The 18,359-nt window shown below is 65.8% G+C and carries 16 protein-coding genes; 1 reads left to right on the top strand and 15 read right to left on the bottom strand.

Annotation, left to right across the window (positions count from 1 at the left end; all coding sequences use genetic code 11):
• Nucleotides 1–8 precede the first annotated feature (8 nt).
• The 8 genes from truA to leuC form a co-directional block, all read right to left on the bottom strand.
• Nucleotides 9–860, bottom strand: coding sequence for a tRNA pseudouridine(38-40) synthase TruA (gene truA, locus OMP44_RS04380; protein WP_187979519.1), 852 nt, complete (start codon nt 858–860; stop codon nt 9–11).
• A gap of 71 nt (nt 861–931) precedes the next feature.
• The gene (locus OMP44_RS04375; RefSeq protein ID WP_431312617.1) at nt 932–3,556 is read right to left on the bottom strand and encodes a motility hub landmark protein FimV; all 2,625 of its coding nucleotides are present in this window, start codon (nt 3,554–3,556) and stop codon (nt 932–934) included.
• 174 nt (nt 3,557–3,730) lie between these two features.
• Nucleotides 3,731–4,726, bottom strand: a complete 996-nt coding sequence (locus OMP44_RS04370) for an aspartate-semialdehyde dehydrogenase (RefSeq protein ID WP_273862138.1) — start codon at nt 4,724–4,726, stop codon at nt 3,731–3,733.
• A gap of 77 nt (nt 4,727–4,803) precedes the next feature.
• Nucleotides 4,804–5,916, bottom strand: coding sequence for an aspartate-semialdehyde dehydrogenase (gene asd, locus OMP44_RS04365; RefSeq protein WP_133860861.1), 1,113 nt, complete (start codon nt 5,914–5,916; stop codon nt 4,804–4,806).
• A gap of 56 nt (nt 5,917–5,972) precedes the next feature.
• Nucleotides 5,973–7,055: a 3-isopropylmalate dehydrogenase gene (gene leuB, locus OMP44_RS04360; protein WP_133860862.1), complete on the bottom strand. Its 1,083-nt coding sequence runs from the start codon at nt 7,053–7,055 to the stop codon at nt 5,973–5,975.
• A gap of 19 nt (nt 7,056–7,074) precedes the next feature.
• Nucleotides 7,075–7,839, bottom strand: a complete 765-nt coding sequence (locus OMP44_RS04355; RefSeq protein ID WP_280306681.1) for a class I SAM-dependent methyltransferase — start codon at nt 7,837–7,839, stop codon at nt 7,075–7,077.
• 45 nt (nt 7,840–7,884) lie between these two features.
• Nucleotides 7,885–8,529 carry a 3-isopropylmalate dehydratase small subunit gene (leuD, locus tag OMP44_RS04350; RefSeq protein WP_133860864.1) on the bottom strand — a complete coding sequence of 215 codons (645 nt, stop codon included), beginning with the start codon at nt 8,527–8,529 and terminating at the stop codon, nt 7,885–7,887.
• 11 nt (nt 8,530–8,540) lie between these two features.
• The gene (gene leuC / locus OMP44_RS04345) at nt 8,541–9,965 is read right to left on the bottom strand and encodes a 3-isopropylmalate dehydratase large subunit (RefSeq protein ID WP_280306678.1); all 1,425 of its coding nucleotides are present in this window, start codon (nt 9,963–9,965) and stop codon (nt 8,541–8,543) included.
• 141 nt (nt 9,966–10,106) lie between these two features.
• Here leuC and OMP44_RS04340 point away from each other — a divergent pair, with 141 nt between their 5' ends.
• Entirely contained in the window at nt 10,107–10,982 is an 876-nt protein-coding gene (locus tag OMP44_RS04340) for a LysR family transcriptional regulator (RefSeq protein ID WP_133860866.1), read from the top strand.
• 408 nt (nt 10,983–11,390) lie between these two features.
• On the opposite strand, the gene OMP44_RS04335 is transcribed toward OMP44_RS04340, so the two are convergent.
• The 7 genes from OMP44_RS04335 to OMP44_RS04305 all read right to left on the bottom strand — a co-directional run bounded on the left by OMP44_RS04335 (nt 11,391) and on the right by OMP44_RS04305 (nt 18,258).
• The gene (locus OMP44_RS04335; protein ID WP_082900493.1) at nt 11,391–11,564 is read right to left on the bottom strand and encodes a DUF1289 domain-containing protein; all 174 of its coding nucleotides are present in this window, start codon (nt 11,562–11,564) and stop codon (nt 11,391–11,393) included.
• A 92-nt stretch (nt 11,565–11,656) separates the two neighbouring features.
• A complete protein-coding gene (locus tag OMP44_RS04330) occupies nt 11,657–13,057 on the bottom strand; it encodes a carbohydrate porin (RefSeq protein ID WP_280306675.1) in 1,401 nt (466 codons plus the stop codon).
• Nucleotides 13,058–13,119: 62 nt separating this feature from the next.
• Nucleotides 13,120–14,331, bottom strand: coding sequence for an AGE family epimerase/isomerase (locus OMP44_RS04325; RefSeq protein ID WP_280306674.1), 1,212 nt, complete (start codon nt 14,329–14,331; stop codon nt 13,120–13,122).
• A gap of 40 nt (nt 14,332–14,371) precedes the next feature.
• A complete protein-coding gene (locus OMP44_RS04320) occupies nt 14,372–15,277 on the bottom strand; it encodes a carbohydrate kinase family protein (protein WP_187979527.1) in 906 nt (301 codons plus the stop codon).
• A gap of 128 nt (nt 15,278–15,405) precedes the next feature.
• Complete coding sequence (locus OMP44_RS04315; RefSeq protein WP_187979528.1) at nt 15,406–16,506, bottom strand: ABC transporter ATP-binding protein; 1,101 nt, start codon at nt 16,504–16,506, stop codon at nt 15,406–15,408.
• 11 nt (nt 16,507–16,517) lie between these two features.
• Nucleotides 16,518–17,348: a carbohydrate ABC transporter permease gene (locus OMP44_RS04310; RefSeq protein WP_007158674.1), complete on the bottom strand. Its 831-nt coding sequence runs from the start codon at nt 17,346–17,348 to the stop codon at nt 16,518–16,520.
• Nucleotides 17,341–18,258 carry a carbohydrate ABC transporter permease gene (locus tag OMP44_RS04305; protein ID WP_058792075.1) on the bottom strand — a complete coding sequence of 306 codons (918 nt, stop codon included), beginning with the start codon at nt 18,256–18,258 and terminating at the stop codon, nt 17,341–17,343. The genes OMP44_RS04310 and OMP44_RS04305 overlap by 8 nt, the downstream gene beginning before the upstream one ends.
• Between the last annotated feature and the right edge of the window lie 101 nt (nt 18,259–18,359).

The raw sequence follows: 18,359 nt of genomic DNA, 5'->3' as shown, positions 1-18,359 counted from the left end.
GCGCAGCGTCAGCCTTGGGGGTCATCCAGCTCGGGGATATGCCCCAGGAACAGCGGACCCAGCGGCCGCTTCGGCACGGGCGTGCTCTCGGGATACTCGGCGTCCACCAGGTAGAGGCCATAGGGATGGGCGGTGACGCCACCCAGCCGCCGCTCGCGCGCGGCCAGGACCTCGCTCACCCACGCCACCGGCCGCTCGCCACAGCCCACCGCCATCAGCACCCCGGCGATGTTGCGCACCATGTGGTGCAGGAAGGCATTGGCGCGGATGTCGAGGACGATCAGCCGTCCGCTCTGCCAGAGACGCAGATGATGGATGGTCTTGATCGCCGACTTCGCCTGGCAGGCCTTGGCTCGGAAGGAGGTGAAATCGTGGGTGCCGAGCAGCACCTGGGCCGCCTCGCGCATCGGTTCGATCCGCAGCGGACGGTGATTCCAGGTGACCTCCTCCGCCAGGTGCGCAGGTCGGATGGGATCGTTGTAGATCACATAGCGATAGCGCCGGGCCATGGCACTGAAGCGGGCATGGAATTCGTTGCTGACCGGCTTGACCCAGGTCACGCTGATATCCGACGGCAGATTGGCATTGGTGCCCATCACCCAGGCCTTGAGCGGCCGGGCGACGGGTGACTCGAAATGCACCACCTGGCCGGTGGCGTGCACCCCGCAATCGGTACGCCCGGCGCAATGCAGCGCGATGGGCGCCGCGGCGACCTCGGAGAGGGCGTCTTCCAGGGTCTCCTGCACGGAGCGCACACCGGGCTGCTGGCGCTGCCAGCCGCGATAGCGGGCACCCTTGTACTCGACGCCCAGGGCGATGCGCTGCGGTGGAACGATGATCGTGGGGTCTAGAAAATCCAAGGCGACGGCCAGGCAAAAAAAAGGGGAGGCAGCTTATAGCGCCTCCCCTCCTCTGCCAAGTCCGGCCAGCCTTAGCTGAGCTGGGCGATGATCTCCCGGGCTTCCTGCTGCTGCCCGGCATTCCCCTCGGCAATCACCTCGTCGAGGATGTCCCGGGCACCTTCTGGATCGCCCATGTCGATGTAGGCGCGTGCCAGATCCAGCTTGGTGGCGGTTTCGTCTTCGCCGGACAGGAAGTCGAAGTCGTCCAGACCGTCGCTACCCGCCGTGCCACTGGTGGTCTCCGCATCGAACTGGCGAGAGGCCTCCTGCAGGCGGGCGGCGAATTCCTCGTCGCTTTCGCGCTTGGGCGCCGGTTGCTCGTCGTCGAAGTCGGAGAGGTCGAAACTTGCGGGCAGCTCGGCGTCGGCCGCCGGCGGCGTGGGCGCATCCAGTGGCTCGTCGAAGGCCGAAGCCGCACTGGAACCCGCGGTCGGCTCGTCGTGCGCCAGGTCGCCCTGCCGCTCGAATTCGCTGAAGTCCAGGGCGAAGTCATCGTCCTTGGCAGCTGGAGTCGCCGCAGGTGTGGCAGCGGGCTCGGCATCGAAATTGAGATCGAAGTCGAAATCGTCGCGCGGGTCGGTCGCCTTGGCCTGGGCATCGGCGAAGGCTTCACCGAACAGGGGTTCCTCCGCCGGACCGGCAGGCTGATGACCCTGGATATCCTCGCTGCCGAAGTCATCCAGGGACAGATCGAAGTCCTGGCTGTCCTCGGTGGCCGTGAAGCCCTGATTGCGCGATTGCTCCTCGCTCAGTTCGTGGGCAGCGGCCAGCGCGGCGGCCCCGACCGCAGCCGAGGCGACCGCGACGGTGGCCATGGCCGGATAGCGCGACTTCAGGTGCTCCACCGCCGGCTGGGCGCCGCCGATCTCCTTGAGTTCGCGCTCTTCGCGCTGGAAGCCGTCCTTGTCGCCCATCTCGGCATAGACTTCCATGAGCTTGAGGCGCAGATCGGCGCGATGGGGTTCCTGGTCGCTGGCCTTCTTGAGCACCTCGGCCGCCTGGCTGAAGCGGCCATAGGCCATGTAGATGTCGGCCTGACCCAGGGCATCGTCCTGGGCGTCGGCGTCACGCGCCGCGTCCTGGCTGCCCTGGTTCAGCTCCAGCCCGGCGAGGGCATGGTGATCGCCCAATTCGGGATCGGCGTCGAACACGGTGTCGGTGCGCGCAGCTTCGGCGTCACGCTCGCGCTCGGCCTCCTTCACCGCGTTGCGGCGCGAGTTGATCATCAGCAGGACCAGCAGGGCCAGCAAGGCGCTGCCGCCGATGATGCCGAGCCAGAGCGGATTGCTGAGGATCTCGTCGAGGAAACTGTTGGTGGCCTCGGTCGGCTCGGTCGCCGGGGTGCTGGGCGTGACCGGGATGACCTTGGGCTCGCTGGCCGCAGGCGGCGCCGCGCCGGTACCCGCCTCGCTGGCCGGCGGCGAGGTGGTGGGTGCAGAGGCGTCGACCGGAGCGACCGGCGCGGCGGCGGTCGCTTCCTGGGGCGTGGGTGCGGGGGTGTTCTCGGCCGGCGCAGGCGTCACCGGAGCCGCCGCTTCGGGCGTCGCCGGCGGCTGGGCCGGCTGACCCGCGGCCTGGGGATTGGCCATGTTGGCCTGCATCCGCGCCAGCTGGGCGTCCTTGAGCTGCATGATCTTCTGCAGCTTGTCGAGCTGCGACTGCAGATCGCCCAGACGACTCTTGAGTTCTTCGTTCTCGCGGCGGGTGGTGTCCAGGCTTTCCTGGGTCACCGCCAGGCGATCGGCCAGGGACTGATCACCACCCTTGCCACCGGCGGATTCGCCCGCGCGGCCGGCAGGCTGACCGGAGAGTAGCTTGAGATTGTCCTTGGGGGCGGCAGGCGTCGAGGCCTCGTTGCCACTCGGCTGGGCGGAAGCATCCACCTGCCGGCGCGGCGTCCCGGCAGGCGCGCCGTCGCCGCCCTGCTTCCAGGCACGGGTCTGGCGGGCGATCTCGGCCACCGCCTCGCGCTGGGGACGCGTTCCGGCCTGGGCCTGATCGGGCAGGCGCAGCACCTGGCCGCTCTTCATCAGGTTGATGTTGCGATCAATGAAGGCGTCGGGATTCAGATCCTGGATCGCCAGCATGGTCTGGTCGACGGTGACGCTGGCGGCCGGGCGATTGCGCGCCGCCACTTCCCAGAGGGTATCGCGCCGCTCGGTGGTATAGGTGCCCGGTGTCTGGGTCGCGCTCGGTGCTGGCGCGGCAGGCGGCGTGGCCGGACGCGGTGCGCTCGGCGTGTTGGCGCGCGCTCGCGGCGTGGCCGGCACCTGGGGCGCGAACGGCGCTGCCGCAGCCTGGGGGGTATAGAGCGGCGGATCCAGCAGCACGGTGTACTCGCGCAGGATCCGGCCACTCGGCCAGTTCACTTCCAGCAGGAAGTTGAGATAGGGCTCGCGCACCGGACGCGCCGAGGTTACGCGGATGACGGTGCGCCCGTTGCGCACCTCCGGGGTGAACTTGAGATCGTTGAGAAAGAAGGCACGGTCGACACCGGCCTTGCCGAAATCCTCGACGGACGCCAGATTGGGGCGCAACTCGGCGGTACCGAGGTCACGCAGGTCCGACAGATCGATGGTGGCATCGAAGGGCTGATTGAGGGCCGAATTGAGGTGGATCTCCCCCAGGCTGAGGGCCTGGGCCGCGCCAGACATCAAGGCGCTCGCCGCTGCAATTGCCCGCACCAGTTTCTGAACTCGAACCATGACCGTCCCTTTTTAGAAGCTGTCGATCGCGCCACCGTGCGGGCGCCTGTGTCCATCGCTGCGTGCCACGTCCACTGCCCTTTTGCTCAAGCCAAAAGAGCGAAGCATTTCACGAAGTATCTTTTAGGCCGACTGTTTAAGCAACAATTCGGCCAGCTGAACGGCCGTCAGTGCCGATAATCTGACATTGTCCGCCACCAGCCAGCATTCCAGCCGCCGGGCATCCCGCGGATGCAGCCTCACCCGTCCCACCAGCACCTCTTCCCGGCCCAGGGCATCGCCCACGGCAGACGGGCAATCGAGTTCTTCGTCGAGCGCCAGGCCCGGCTCGTCACCCAGGGCCTCCAGCACCTGCTCCAGCTGCCAGGGCGCCTGGGCCCTCAAGCTGAGCGCCAGGCTGTCGCCAAAGAACACCGGCGCCTGCACGGCAGTGACGTCCAGCACCGGCAAGCGCGCTCCCAGCACCTGCTGACATTCGTCCAGCAAACGATGTTCCTGGGCAGTATAGCCATCCGCTGTCGCTGCGCCGGTGCGACCGAGCAGATTGAAGGCCAGCTGTCCTTCGAACAGCCGCGCCTCGACCGGTCGACCGTTGAGCAATTCAGTGGCCTGCCGCGCCAATTCCTCGACGCCACCACGGCCGGCGCCGGAGGCGGCCAGGCACGCCGTCAGGGAAGCATCATGGAGTGTATTCAAGCGAGCGAGCACGGCTGCCACGCTGGCGGCCGCCTGGGCGGCTGCCAGGGGAACACCGAGCCAGGCGGCGGCCGGGAGCTGGTCGAGGCGGTCGCCATTGATACGTGGCAGCACGGACAGCGCGGCCGAGGCGCCGCTGAGATCAAGCACGGCGCAACCGGCAGCGACCAGTTGCGGCCGCAGGGTTTCGACCACGGCGGCCGGCGCGGCCAGGATCACGATGCCGACCTGGGCGAAATCGAAGCCGTCGAGGCCGGTGACGCGCAGATTGCTGCCTCGGAAGGGCAGATTCTGCCCCGCCGACTCACCGCTGGCGAGCAGGTGCAACCGCCCGAGGGGCACGTCGCGTTCGTCGAGGAGTTCGCGAATGGCTTCGCCGTAGGCACTGGTGGCACCGACGAGGGCGATATCTCTGGCAGTCATGATGGGACGGTCCGCAACGAAAGAGGGCCGCACTTTACTGGCGGCCCTCCTCTATAAGCAAACGTTTAGCCGTCGGCTCACTGCTCCAGCAGGATGCGCAGCATCCGCCGCAGCGGCTCCGCGGCGCCCCACAGCAGCTGGTCGCCCACGGTGAAGGCGCCCAGGTACTGGGAACCCATGTTCAGCTTGCGCAGCCGGCCGACCGGTACGCTCAGGGTGCCGGTGACGGCTGCTGGCGTGAGGTCGCGCATGCTGACCTCGCGGTTGTTCGGCACCAGCTTGACCCAGGGATTGTGCTGACTGATCAGACCGTGGATGTCGGACAGCGGCACATCCTTGTTCAGCTTGATGGTCAGCGCCTGGCTGTGGCAGCGCATGGCGCCGATGCGCACGCAGATACCGTCCACAGGGATGGGATTCTTGAAGCGACCGAGGATCTTGTTGGTCTCGGCCTGGGCCTTCCATTCCTCGCGGCTCTGGCCGTTGGGCAGTTCCTTGTCGATCCAGGGGATCAGGCTGCCGGCCAGGGGGACGCCGAATTGCTCGGTGGGGAAGGCTTCGCTGCGCAGGGTCTCGGCGACCTGGCGGTCGATATCGAGGATGGCGCTGGCGGGATCGGCCAGGCTGTCGGCCACGGCGGCGTGGGTCGCGCCCATCTGGCGGATCAGCTCGCGCATGTTCTGCGCACCGGCGCCAGAGGCGGCCTGGTAGGTCATGGCGCTCATCCAGTCCACCAGACCGGCTTCGAACAGCCCGCCCAGGGCCATCAGCATCAGGCTGACGGTGCAGTTGCCGCCGATGAAGTCCTTGCGGCCATCGGCCAGGGCCTGGTCGATGACGCGGCGATTGACCGGGTCCAGCACGATGACGGCGTCATCCTGCATGCGCAGGCTGGAGGCCGCGTCGATCCAGTAGCCTTTCCAGCCGGCCTGGCGCAGCTTGGGGAACACCTCGCTGGTGTAGTCGCCGCCCTGGCAGGTGAGGATGACGTCGAGGGTCTTGAGCTCGTCGATGCTGTAGGCATCCTTGAGCGGCGCCACGCCCTTGCCAATGGCCGGGCCTTCGCCGCCAACGTTGGAGGTGGTGAAGAACACGGGCTCGATCAAGTCGAAATCCCGTTCTTCGAGCATGCGCTGCATGAGCACGGAGCCCACCATGCCACGCCAACCGATCAGACCTACACGTTTCATCGCTACTGCACCTTTATTGTCTTGAGGACGGCCGCCTCCCCCGGCGGCCGATCAGATTAACGCCTTGCGAGGGCGGCGACCACTGCTTCGCCCATCTCGCGGGTACCGACCCGCTGCTTGCCTTCCGACCAGATGTCACCGGTCCGCAGCCCCTGGTCCAGCACCTGGCCCACCGCCGCCTCGATGGCCTCGGCCGCCGCGGCGGCGCCAAAGGTGTACCTGAGCATCATGGCCACCGAGAGGATGGTCGCGAGGGGGTTGGCCACGCCCTGGCCGGCAATGTCGGGTGCCGAGCCGTGGCAGGGTTCGTACATGCCCTTGTTGTGGGCATCCAGGGACGCCGAGGGCAGCATGCCGATGGAACCGGTCAGCATCGAGGCTTCGTCGGAGAGGATGTCGCCGAACATGTTGTCGGTGACGATGACATCGAACTGCTTGGGTGCGCGGACCAGCTGCATGGCGGCGTTGTCGACGTACATGTGGCTAAGTTCGATGTCCGGATAGTCCTTGGCCACCTCCTCCACCACTTCGCGCCACAGGCGGCTGGACTCGAGGACATTGGCCTTGTCCACCGAACACAGCTTGCCGCCACGCAGACGGGCCATGTCGAAGCCGACGCGGGCGATGCGACGGATCTCGCCTTCGCTGTACGGCAGGGTATCGAAGGCCAGGCGCTCGCCGTTCTCCAGCACCCGGGTCTCGCGCGGCGAGCCGAAGTAGATGCCGCCGGTCAGCTCGCGGACGATGAGGATGTCCAGACCGGAGACCACTTCCGGCTTGAGGGTCGAGGCCTCGGCCAGTTGCGGATATAGGATGGCCGGGCGCAGGTTGCCGAACAGGCCCAGCGCGGAACGGATCTTCAGCAGACCACGCTCGGGACGGATATCGCGTTCGAGCTTGTCCCACTTGGGACCGCCCACGGCGCCCAGCAGCACGGCATCGGCGGCGCGGGCGCGCGCCAGGGTCTCATCGGCCAGGGGCACGCCGTACCGGTCGATGGCGGCGCCGCCCAGGTCGTCATGGACCAGTTCGAAGCCGAGGTCATGGTCGCGGTTGACCACTTCCAGCACCTTGACCGCCTCGGCCATGATTTCCGGACCGATGCCGTCGCCCGGCAGGATGAGGATCTGCTTGCTCATTGTCTTTTCCTGTCTTACATCAGATGGGCTGAGCCCAGAGAACCATGACGTCGACGGTGAAGGAGCCGTCGCGGTCGATTTCGAAATACTGGCGCACTTCCTGGCCGATCTTGCTTTGCAGGCTGCGAATGGCCTGGCACTGCGGCTCGGGGGTACGCATGCGCGCGGTCCAGCTGGCGAAGTCCAGGCACAGGCGCTGGCGACGGCAGCGGGTCACGCCCAGCCGGGCCATATCCAGCAGGCGGTGCCACTCGGCGAAGGAATAGTTACGCACGTGGCTGATGTCGCGCAGGATTTCCACCGTCTGCAGATAGGTATCCAGGCGCGGATTGGCCGGCGAGATCACGTCGATGATGGCCATCTCGCCACCATGGCGCAGCACCCGGCGCACTTCGCGCAGGGCCGCGCCGATGTCGCGCCAATGGTGCGCCGAATAGCGGCTGAAGACGAAGTCGAAGCTGGCATCACCGAAGGGCAGGTGCTCGGCCATGCCGGGCTGAACGCTGATGTTGTCCAGGCCCTGCTCGGCCGCGCTGCGCTTGACCACCGAAAGCATTTCCTCGGCCAGATCCAGGGCGATCACCTGCCCGGCCACCGGCGCCACGTTGTAGCTGACGTGACCGCCACCGCACCCGAGATCCAGCACCTTGGCCCCTTCCCGCTGGGCCACGGCGTCGCGCAGCTCAAGGAGCTCGGCGCCCTGGGCATGGACGGCACTGGTCAGATAGGCCTCGGCGGTGGCGCCGAATTGCTGCTGTACGTGTTGCTCGTGGTCACCGCTCATGGAGCCTCCGAAAAGAGCGCCGGCCGCGCGGGCCGGCGACTGGGTTCAGGCGCTGGGGAACATCCAGGGACTGCTCTGGCGATAGCGGGCTTCGAAACTCCCGATGGCGTCGGCATCCTGTAGGGTCAGGCCGATGTCGTCCAGGCCATTGAGCAGGCAGTGCTTGCGGAAGGCGTCGATCTCGAAGGACAGCGCCACGCCATCGGGACGGCGCACGGTCTGGCTTTCGAGATCGACCACCAGCTGGTAGCCCTCGTTGGCTTCGACCTGGCGGAACAGCTCGTCGACGTCCGCATCGCTGAGGATGATCGGCAACAGACCGTTCTTGAAGCTGTTGTTGAAGAAGATGTCGGCGAAACTCGGCGCGATCACCGAACGGAAACCGTAGCCATCCAGGGCCCAGGGCGCGTGTTCGCGGCTGGAACCGCAGCCGAAGTTTTCACGGGCCAGCAGGATGCTGGCGCCCTGGTAGCGCGGCTGGTTGAGCACGAACTCAGGGTTCAGCGGACGCTTGCTGTGGTCCTGGCCGGGCTGGCCGACGTCCAGGTAGCGCCACTCGTCGAACAGGTTGGGGCCGAAGCCGGTGCGCTTGATCGACTTGAGGAATTGCTTGGGAATGATCTGGTCGGTGTCGACGTTGGCGCGATCCAGGGGTGCGACCAAACCGGTGTGCTGGGTAAAGGCTTGCATGGTCAGGCTCCTCAGGCGTTGGCGAAGTCGCGGACGTCGACGAAACGACCGGCGATGGCGGCAGCGGCGGCCATCGCCGGGCTCACCAGGTGGGTACGGCCACCGGCACCCTGACGGCCCTCGAAGTTGCGATTGGAGGTGGAGGCGCAATGCTCGCCACTCTCCAGGCGGTCGGCGTTCATCGCCAGGCACATGGAGCAGCCCGGCTCACGCCATTCGAAACCGGCTTCGATGAACACCTTGTCCAGGCCTTCGCGCTCGGCTTGCGCCTTGACCAGGCCGGAGCCAGGTACCACCAGCGCCTGCTTGAGGGTGGCGGCCACCTTGCGGCCCTTGGCCACGGCGGCAGCGGCGCGCAGGTCCTCGATGCGGGAATTGGTGCAGGAGCCGATGAAGACGCGATCCAGCACGATGTCGGTGATCGGCTGGTTGGCCTTGAGGCCCATGTACTTCAGGGCGCGCTCGATGGAGCCGCGCTTGACCGGATCGGCTTCGCGAGCCGGGTCCGGCACCTGCTGGTCGACGGCCAGAACCATCTCCGGCGAGGTGCCCCAGCTGACCTGCGGCTTGAGCTGAGTGGCGTCGAGTTCGACGACGGTGTCGAAGTGGGCGTCGGCATCGGACACCAGGCCGCGCCACTGGGCAACGGCGGCCTCCCAGACGGCACCGATGGGCGCGAAGGGACGGCCCTCGACGTAGTCGATGGTGGTCTGGTCCACCGCCACCATGCCGACCCGGGCACCGGCCTCGATGGACATGTTGCAGATGGTCATGCGGCCTTCCATGGACAGGGCGCGGATGGCGCTGCCGGCGAATTCGATGGCATGGCCGTTACCGCCGGCGGTGCCGATCTTGCCGATGACCGCGAGGACGATGTCCTTGGCGGTGACGCCAAAGGGCAACTCACCCTCCACCTTCACCAACATGTTCTTCATCTTCTTGGCCACCAGGCACTGGGTGGCGAGCACGTGCTCGACCTCGGAGGTGCCGATGCCATGGGCCAGGGCTCCGAAGGCGCCGTTGGTGGAGGTGTGGGAGTCACCGCAGACCACGGTCATGCCGGGCAGCACGGCGCCCTGCTCCGGGCCGATCACATGGACGATGCCCTGGCGGACGTCGTTCATCTTGAACTGGGTGACGCCGAAGTCGTCGCAGTTCTCGTCAAGGGTGCGGACCTGAATGCGCGAGATCTCGTCCTTGATGGAATCGAGGCCTTCCTTGCGATCGGGGGTGGTCGGCACGTTGTGATCGGGGGTCGCCAGGTTGGCGTCCAGACGCCAGGGCTTGCGGCCGGCCAGACGCAGGCCTTCGAAGGCCTGGGGCGAGGTCACTTCGTGGATGATGTGGCGGTCGATGTAGAGCAGCGCGGAACCGTCGTCGCGCTGCTTGACCAAGTGCATATCCCAGAGTTTGTCGTAGAGCGTCTTGCCAGCCATGGGTGGATTCCTCATCAGGCGTGGAACGGCACGGGCCTTTGCATGCCCTTGGTGCTTGTGGGGTCAAAGATACCGCGTTAGGCTCGCATGAAACAAATTCATCTTTTTCATGAAGCGCATAACCAATAGGAATTCGACGTCTTGGACCTCGCCAATCTGAACGCCTTTGTCGCGGTGGCCGAAACCGGCGGTTTCTCCGACGCTGGCGAGCGCCTGCACCTGACCCAGCCGGCGGTGAGCAAGCGCATCGCGGCCCTGGAGCTGCAGCTGGGGCTCCGACTGTTCGATCGCATCGGCCGCGAGGTCAGCCTGACCGAGGCCGGACGCGCCCTGCTCCCCCGCGCCTATCAGATTCTAGACGTGATCGATGACACCCGGCGGGCGCTGACCAATCTCAATGGTGCCATCGGTGGCCGGCTGACGCTGGCGACCAGTCACCACATCGGCCTGCACCGGTTGCCGCCGATCCTCAGGCGCTTCACCCGGGACTATCCCGACGTCGCCCTGGATATCCGCTTTCTCGATTCGGAAGCCGCCTACGACGAAATCCTGCATGGGCGGGTGGAGCTGGCGATCATCACCCTGGCGCCTCAGACCGCGGCGCCGATCAAGGCGGTGCCGGTATGGAGCGATCCCCTGGACTTCGTGGCAGCGCCCGAACATCCGCTGGCGAACCAGGCGGAGGTCACCCTGGCCGATGTGGCGCGGCATCCGGCGGTGTTTCCCGGCGGCAATACCTTTACCCGGCTGATCGTGCATGGATTGTTCGATGCCCAGGGGCTGATACCCAATATCGCCATGAGCACCAACTACCTGGAGACCATCAAGATGCTGGTGTCCATCGGCCTGGCCTGGAGCGTGCTGCCGCGGACCCTGCTGGACGATCAGGTACGCCGGCTGCCGCTGCCGGGGATTCAGTTGGAGCGGCGCCTGGGGTACATCCTGCATACTGAGCGCACCCATTCGAATGCGGCGCAGGCGTTCATGGGATTGCTGGATGAGGTGGAGCGGGCATAGTGAGCCGCGTTTGATGGCCCGGTTAACCGTAGCGTGGAAAACGGCGCAGCCTTTTCCACCCGGGTGTTCGTTGGCGAAAAGCGCCCTCACCCCAACCCTCTCCCGCAGGGAGAGGGGGCTGGCCGAGCGGGCGCTCGACTCCATCAGGCGCAGGTTGGGCTGAGGAGGCTTTATCCTCGAGGTCCAACAGTGGGGGGGCTGGCTTGGCCTTTTGGGCTTCGCTGCGCTCAACCTAAGGTGCTGGTTCCGGCGCCCTCACCCCAGCCTTCTCGGGAAAGAGGGCTGGCCGGGCAGGATGTAGGTTGGGTTGAGACGGCTTTATCGTCGAAGCCCAACAATGCGGCGGTGGCCTGGGCACCGTTGGGCTTCGCTGTGCTCCACCCAACCTAGGGTGCCAACAGGAACGTATCAACCCTTCTTGAGCTTTTTCAGGCGCTTCTTCGATTTATCGATGACTTCCTTGCGCTCGCGGTCCTTCAATTCTTTCCAGCCCTTGATCTCTGAGCGTTTGCGGCCACATCCCTGGCAGACGTCGTCTTTGATCTTGCACTGGCTGATGCAGGGACTTTCGACCTTACCCACGGCAACCTCGGAAATGAAAAAGGCCCTGCAGTATAACCACCGCAGGGCCCTGTCCAGCGCCATCCGGCAGGATGGCGGGCTATGGGGGCGATTTAGAAAACCGCTTGAACCTTCAGGCCGCCCACCACGGCATTGTCGACTTCACGCACGCCACCCGGACTCTTGATGTACTGGAGGTTGGGGCGCACGGTCAGCCAGTTGGTCACGTGCACGCCGTAGTAGATCTCGGCGTCGTACTCGTTGTGCTGCAGGGGCGTGTAGGCCGGATCATCGTAGTCGGTGGCACCGGCGGCCTGGTTGAGGGCGCGCTGGTTGTCGCGGAAGTCGCTGTTGGTGCTGATGCGCGCGACGCCGAAGCCGATGTCATCCTTGGGACGACCGTCGAAGGGGCCCTTGTACACCAGACCGGCCTGGACGTAGTTGCTGACCTTGTTGACGTCCTTGGCATGGGCGGTGAAGTTGGCGAACACCGACAGGCCGCGGCTCGGATCATCGTTGTGCGCGGTGATCTGCTGACGCGCCACGACCCAGTAGCCGTGCTTGCTGGAGTGCTCCTTGTAATCCAGCCCGGTAAGGGCGGCGGAGTTGCCATTGACGTCTTCGTAGACATCGTTGGCATCGGCGGTGCTGTAGTAGTAGCCGACGCGGTATTCGCCCGGCAGGCCGTTGACCTTGGGCGACCAGACCATTTCCACCGGCAGGACCGCACCCTTGGTGCCGCTGCCGTTGAGCTTGAAGCCGTTGCCGGTTTCCAGCAGCGACGGATTCTGCTCGTAGGCACCGACCTGGACGAACAGCTCGGAGGTCAGGCTGTACTTGACGCGCAGGGCCCACTGGCTGACCGGCCAGTTGTACCAGACGCCTTCCCAGTTGCCGACCTGGGAACCGCAGAACGCCAGGTTCTGGAAGTCGCACTCGAAGGAGTTGAAGTCCTCGCCTTCGCCGAAGCGACCGGCCTTGATGTCCAGACGGCCATCGAAGAAGCCCTTGGACAGCCACAGCTGGGTCAGACGCCAGGTCTGGCCACGGCCATAGACTTCCTGCACCGAGGAGTAGCCGCCCACGCGCGGATCGGTGATGCGGTCATCGGTCAGGTTGCGGCCGTCACGGGAGGTGATGGCCAGCTTGAACACCGAGTTTTCCCAACCCGCGATCTTGTTCATGTCGCCCCAGAGGCCGAACATGTACTGGGAGCTCCAGCGCCCGGTGCGATCGTCGTCGTAGCCGCCACGCAGGTTGGTCGCGCCCTCGCCGACGTATTCGAGCTTGATGTCCCAGCCCTTGTCGCGCAGGTCCTTGCGCACGCCACCCCAGTCACCGGTCATGGTGTTGCCCAGCGGCTCGAAGGCGGCCTCGGTGTTGTTGACGCCACTGAAGTTGCCACCCGGATTGGCCTGGGGCGCCGCCTGGGCACCCGCGGCGACCGCCAGGGCCAGCAGCGACACCAGGGGCAGTGCGCGCCCCGGACGATTCTTGTGGTTTTGCTTGTTCATTACTGAGATCCCTTTTTATTGAAGTGATGACACCTTGGGCCCGAAACCCGCGTCTCTAATACTTACGGCAGGACGTTGAGGACTTCGTAACAGGCACCCATGGTGTGGTAGTCGACCTTGCCGGCCGGACTCTTGTCGTCGGAGTACTTGTGGTTCCGACGGTCGAGCAGGCGCCACCACGCACCGTGCTCGTGATCGATGAAATGCGTCCAGCTGTAGCGCCAGAGCGCCTGATAGTGTTCCCAATAGCGGGCCTCGCCACTGCGCTCGGCGAGCAACGCGGCGGCGGCCAGGGCCTCGGCCTGCACCCAGAAGTACTTGTCCGGATCGCAGGGCGAGCCATCCGGGGCGAACCCGTAATAGAGACCGCTGTGCTCGCCATCCCAGCTCAGGCGCCAGGAGACATCGAACAGCGCCTGGGCCCGCGGCAGCAACCAGGGCTGGGGGCGATGGCGTTCGAGGATCAGCAGCAGCTTGGCCCATTCGATCTGGTGCCCCGGCTGGAAACCCCAGGGCCGGAACAGGTTGGCCGGATCGTCGCGGTTGTAGTCCCAGTCGATGGACCAGTCGCTGTGGTAGTGCTCCCAGACCAGGCCACCGGGGACCTCGTCGGCCACCCCGCCCTGCCCCTGGGTCAGCGCCGCCTGACGCTGGGTCATGTTGCGCGCCAGGGTCTCGGCGCGATCCAGGTAGCGCACCTCGCCGCTGGCTTCGAAGGCGGCCAGCAGGGCTTCGCAGGCGTGCATGTTGGCGTTCTGGCCGCGATACGGCGCCACGGTCTGCCAGTCGGCGCTGATCTCGTCCACATAGAGGCCATCGGCTTCACGCCAGAAGTGGGTCTCCAGGGATTCCCAGGCTTCGCTCAGCCAGTTGCGCGCTTCCTCGATCCCCGCCTGCAAGCCGTGGGCGTAGGCCAGCACCACGAAGGCCAGGCCATAGCAGTGATTGGTGCCATCCACCACGGTGTCGCCGTCGAGCAGCCAGGCATAGCCGCCGTTGGCCTGGCGATGCCGCTCGCGCAGGTATCTCAGGCCATGGCGGGTCGCGTCCAGAAAGGCCGGATCGCCATAGTGCCGGTAGGCCATGGCGAAATCGAAGACGAAGCGGGTGCTGGAGACCAGGTGGCGGGTCTGGCGATCGTAGACCGTGCCGTCGTCCTTGAAGAAGTGATAGAAGCCGCCCTGCGGATCGACACAGCGGGGATGGTAGAACGCCAGGGTATGGCGGACGTGCTCCAGCAGGGTGTCGCGACGACGAAAATCGGGGAAGTCCATCGGGTTTCCTTGGCGGCTATTGTTGTTGTGGGAAAGCGGTCTAGTGCGGGCTCACCTGCAGCAGGGCTTCGACATCGGCACGGGTCGGCGCATAGGCGCCGGCATGGCGGCAGGACACCGAGGCACTGGCCGCGGCGAATCTCAGGCGCTGCTGCAGGTCGGTCAGGCCCAGCAGGCCGGAGGCCAGCCAGCCGGCCATGCAGGCGTCACCGGCACCCACGGTGTCGGCCACGTCCACGGCGATGGCGGCCTGTTGCCACTCGCCTTCCGGCGTATAGAGCACCAGGCCGTGCTCGCCGCGGGTGAAGAGGATGCGCGCATGGGGATTGAGGGCGCGCAATTCGTCCAGCGCGGCGCGCTCGTCCAGGCCCGGATAGATCTGGCGGATGTCTTCGTCGGATAGCTTGATGTCGTCGGCCAGGCGCACCAGCTCGGGGAAGGTCTGCTGGCGATAGCGATCGTCCATCAGGTTGCGCCAGTTGGGATCGTAGCTCAGGCGCTTGCCGGCAGCCTTGGCCTGGCGGGCCAGGTCCAGCAGGGTATCGGCCAGCGGATAGCGGGCCAGGCTGATGCAGCTGAAATGGCAGACCTCGGCGGCCTCCAGCCAGCCTTCGGGCAGCAGCGCCGGGTCGAACTGGAGATCGGCTTCGCCGGCGAAGAAATAGCGCGGCGGACGGCTTGACGGCACGATGGCCACCAGCGGATCGGCGGCGACGCGCTGCAGGAAGCGGGTATCGAGGCCGGCGGTTTCCGACTGCCAGGCGATCTCGTCACCCAGACCGTCCTGGCTGATGGCGCCACCGAAGGCGCTTGCCACGCCCAGCCGGGCCAGGCCACGCGCCACGTTCCAGGGGGCACCGCCCGGATAACCCCGCCATTCGCCAGGATTACCCTGGACGATGTCGGTGAGGGCTTCGCCAAAGACCACGACGCGGGGTAGTGCCATTGTTGTTCTCCTGTCTGTCACGGCGGCCGGAGGTGCACTCCTGGCCTCTGGTAGGGCCGCAACCCGACGTCAGGCGCGGCGGCGGGCGGACCTTACCATTGCTGTAACGTTTCAGCCATGAGCTACGTTCAAGAAAGTCGGCGACCGCTCGCAGGATCGAACAGCACCGCCCGTCGCGAATCGATCCGCCACAGCACCTGGTCGCCGGCCCGCGGCGCTTCGCCCGGAGCGACCCGGCAGCAGACCTTGGTGCCGTTCCATTCGGCATACAGCAGGGTGTCGGGACCGGTCGGCTCGACCACCTGGATCCGCGTCAGGATGCCTGGCACCGCGTTGTCCGCCGGATGCGCCGACTGGATCTGCTCCGGACGCACCCCAAGGATAGCCTCTCGGCCCGCGAGCGCCGGATCCAGATCGGGCAAATCCACCTGGCTGTCGCCGGTATCGCCGGTGACGCGGGCGACCACCCTGCCCTCGCGCGCTTCCAGGCGCACCGGCACGAAGTTCATCGGCGGCGAGCCGATGAAGCTGGCGACGAAGAGATTGGCCGGATCGTTGTAGATCTCCTCCGGAGTACCGAACTGCTGCACCTCGCCATCCTTCATCACCGCGACCCGATCGCCCAGGGTCATGGCTTCGATCTGGTCGTGGGTGACGTAGACGGTGGTGGTCTGCAGGCGCTGGTGCATCAGCTTGATCTCGGTGCGCATCTCCACCCGCAGCTTGGCGTCGAGGTTGGACAACGGCTCGTCGAACAGATAGAGCTTGGGCCGGCGCGCCAGGGCGCGACCCATGGCCACCCGCTGCTGCTGGCCACCGGAGAGCTGCGCCGGCTTGCGCTCGAGCAGGTGCTCGATCTGCAGCAGCTTGCTGACCCGCGCCACCTCGGCGTCGATCTGCTCCCTGGGGGTCTTGCGGATCTTCAGGCCGAAGGCGATGTTCTCGCGCACGGTCATGGTCGGATACAGGGCGTAGGACTGGAACACCATGGCGATGTCCCGATCCTTGGGCTCGACCTGGGTGACGTCCTCGCCGTCCAGGCAGATGGCGCCGCTGCTGATGTCTTCCAGGCCGGCGATGGCGTTCATCAGGGTGGATTTGCCGCACCCGGAGGGGCCCACCAGGATGAGGAACTGACCCGCGTCGATGCGGATATCGATGCCCTTGAGGGCTTCCTGGGCGGCGTTGCCGTAGGTCTTGCGTACGCTTTTGAGTTCGAGAGCTGCCATGGTGGCCTTCCTTATCCTTTGACCACGCCCGAGGTCAGGCCCCGGACGAAATACTTGCCAGCGAAGATGTAGACCAGCAGCGTCGGCAGCGCGGCGATCATGGCGGCGGCCATGTCGACGTTGTATTCCTTCGCGCCGGTGCTGGTGTTGACCAGGTTGTTCAGGGCCACGGTGATGGGCTGCGACGAGCCGCTGGCGAACACCACGCCGAACAGGAAGTCGTTCCATACCTGGGTGAACTGCCAGATCAGGCTGACCATCACGATCGGCGTGGACAGCGGCAGCAGGATCTTGAAGAAGATAGTGAAGAAGCCCGCCCCGTCCAGCCGCGCCGCCTTGATCAGGGCATCGGGGATGCCCACGTAGTAGTTGCGGAAGAACAGCGTGGTGAAGGCCAGGCCGTAGATCACGTGCACCAGCACTAGGCCGGCGGTGGTGTTGGCCAGGCCCAGCTGGCCGAGGGTGAAGGACATCGGCAGCAGGATCACCTGGAAGGGAATGAAGCAGCCGAACAGCAGCAGGCTGAACAGCAGATTCGAACCGCGGAACTGCCACTTCGACAGGGCGTAGCCGTTGAGCGCGCCGATGAAGGTGGAGATGAGCACCGCCGGGACGGTGATCATGAAGGAGTTCCAGAAGTAGCTGTGCACCACGTCCCAGGCCTTGAGCCAGCCGATGATCGTCCAGTCCAGGGGCAGGCTCAGCAGGTTGCCGGTGCGAACGTCGTCCGGGGTCTTGAAGCTGGTCAGCAGCATCACCAGCAGCGGCACCAGATAGACCGCGCAGGCGATAATCAGGGTGGCGTGGATGGCCACGCGATTGACGTTTAGAGCCTTAGCCATTTCGCTTGCTCCGCAATTCCGAGTAGAGGTAGGGCACCAGCACCGCCAGCACCGCGCCAAGCATCAGCACCGCACTGGCGGACCCCAGGCCCATCTGGCCGCGGGTGAAGGTGTGCTGGTACATGAACACCGCCGGCAGGTCCGAGGCGTAGCCGGGACCGCCCGCGGTCATGGCCATGACCAGGTCGAAGCTCTTGATGGCGATGTGGGCGAGGATCATCACCGCACTGAAGAACACCGGCCGTAGGCTGGGCAGGACGATGCGCAGATAGATGGTCGGCAGCCCTGCCCCGTCGACCTGGGCGGCTCTCAGGATGGAGGAATCCACGCCGCGCAGACCGGCGAGGAACATGGCCATGACGAAGCCCGAGGCCTGCCAGAGTGCGGCGATCAGCAGGCAGTAGATGACCCGGTCGGGATCCACCAGCCAGTCGAAGCGAAAGCCTTCCCAGCCCCAGTCGCGCAACAGCTTGTCCAGCCCCATGCCGGGGTTGAGCAGCCACTTCCAGGCAGTGCCGGTGACGATCATCGATAGCGCCATGGGATAGAGGTAGATGGTGCGGATGAAGCCTTCGCGGCGGATGCGCTGGTCCAGCAGGATGGCGAAGAAGACGCCAATGGCCAGGCTCAGCAGGATGAACAGGCCACCGAAGATCGCCAGGTTCTTGCAGGCCACCAGCCAGCGATCGTTTTCCATGAGTCGCGCGTACTGGGCGAAGCCGGCGAAGTTGTAGCTGGGCAGGAAGCGCGAGTTGGTAAAGGAGATCACCGCCGTCCACAGCATGTAGCCATAGAGACAGACGACCATGGCGATGGCCGTGGGCGCCAGCACCAGCTTGGGCAGCAGGCGCTGCAGCCGGTCCGGGCGTCGACTGACCGTCGCGACGGGAAGGGTTTCGGTAAGAGCCATGGGGCGCTCCCAAGGGGTGGTATTATTTGGGCTTTGGGTGCCTGATGGATCGCGGCCATGGGCCGCTCCTACAGGTCGATTTTTAGCTGTAGGAGCGGCCG

Source organism: Pseudomonas flavocrustae (assembly GCF_029872515.1).
Taxonomy (GTDB): Bacteria; Pseudomonadota; Gammaproteobacteria; order Pseudomonadales; family Pseudomonadaceae; genus Chryseomonas; species Chryseomonas aestiva.
This window is presented reverse-complemented; position numbering and strand designations above follow the sequence as displayed.

Excerpts from the sequence above, each read along its gene's own strand:
- OMP44_RS04375 (WP_431312617.1), bottom strand. The coding sequence starts at position 3,556 with ATGTCTGGCGCGGCCCAGGCCCTCAGCCTGGGGGAGATCCACCTCAAT.
- OMP44_RS04370 (WP_273862138.1), bottom strand. The coding sequence starts at position 4,726 with ATGACTGCCAGAGATATCGCCCTCGTCGGTGCCACCAGTGCCTACGGC.
- asd (WP_133860861.1), bottom strand. The coding sequence starts at position 5,916 with ATGAAACGTGTAGGTCTGATCGGTTGGCGTGGCATGGTGGGCTCCGTG.
- leuB (WP_133860862.1), bottom strand. The coding sequence starts at position 7,055 with ATGAGCAAGCAGATCCTCATCCTGCCGGGCGACGGCATCGGTCCGGAA.
- OMP44_RS04355 (WP_280306681.1), bottom strand. The coding sequence starts at position 7,839 with ATGAGCGGTGACCACGAGCAACACGTACAGCAGCAATTCGGCGCCACC.
- leuD (WP_133860864.1), bottom strand. The coding sequence starts at position 8,529 with ATGCAAGCCTTTACCCAGCACACCGGTTTGGTCGCACCCCTGGATCGC.
- leuC (WP_280306678.1), bottom strand. The coding sequence starts at position 9,965 with ATGGCTGGCAAGACGCTCTACGACAAACTCTGGGATATGCACTTGGTC.
- OMP44_RS04330 (WP_280306675.1), bottom strand. The coding sequence starts at position 13,057 with ATGAACAAGCAAAACCACAAGAATCGTCCGGGGCGCGCACTGCCCCTG.
- OMP44_RS04325 (WP_280306674.1), bottom strand. The coding sequence starts at position 14,331 with ATGGACTTCCCCGATTTTCGTCGTCGCGACACCCTGCTGGAGCACGTC.
- OMP44_RS04320 (WP_187979527.1), bottom strand. The coding sequence starts at position 15,277 with ATGGCACTACCCCGCGTCGTGGTCTTTGGCGAAGCCCTCACCGACATC.
- OMP44_RS04315 (WP_187979528.1), bottom strand. The coding sequence starts at position 16,506 with ATGGCAGCTCTCGAACTCAAAAGCGTACGCAAGACCTACGGCAACGCC.
- OMP44_RS04310 (WP_007158674.1), bottom strand. The coding sequence starts at position 17,348 with ATGGCTAAGGCTCTAAACGTCAATCGCGTGGCCATCCACGCCACCCTG.
- OMP44_RS04305 (WP_058792075.1), bottom strand. The coding sequence starts at position 18,258 with ATGGCTCTTACCGAAACCCTTCCCGTCGCGACGGTCAGTCGACGCCCG.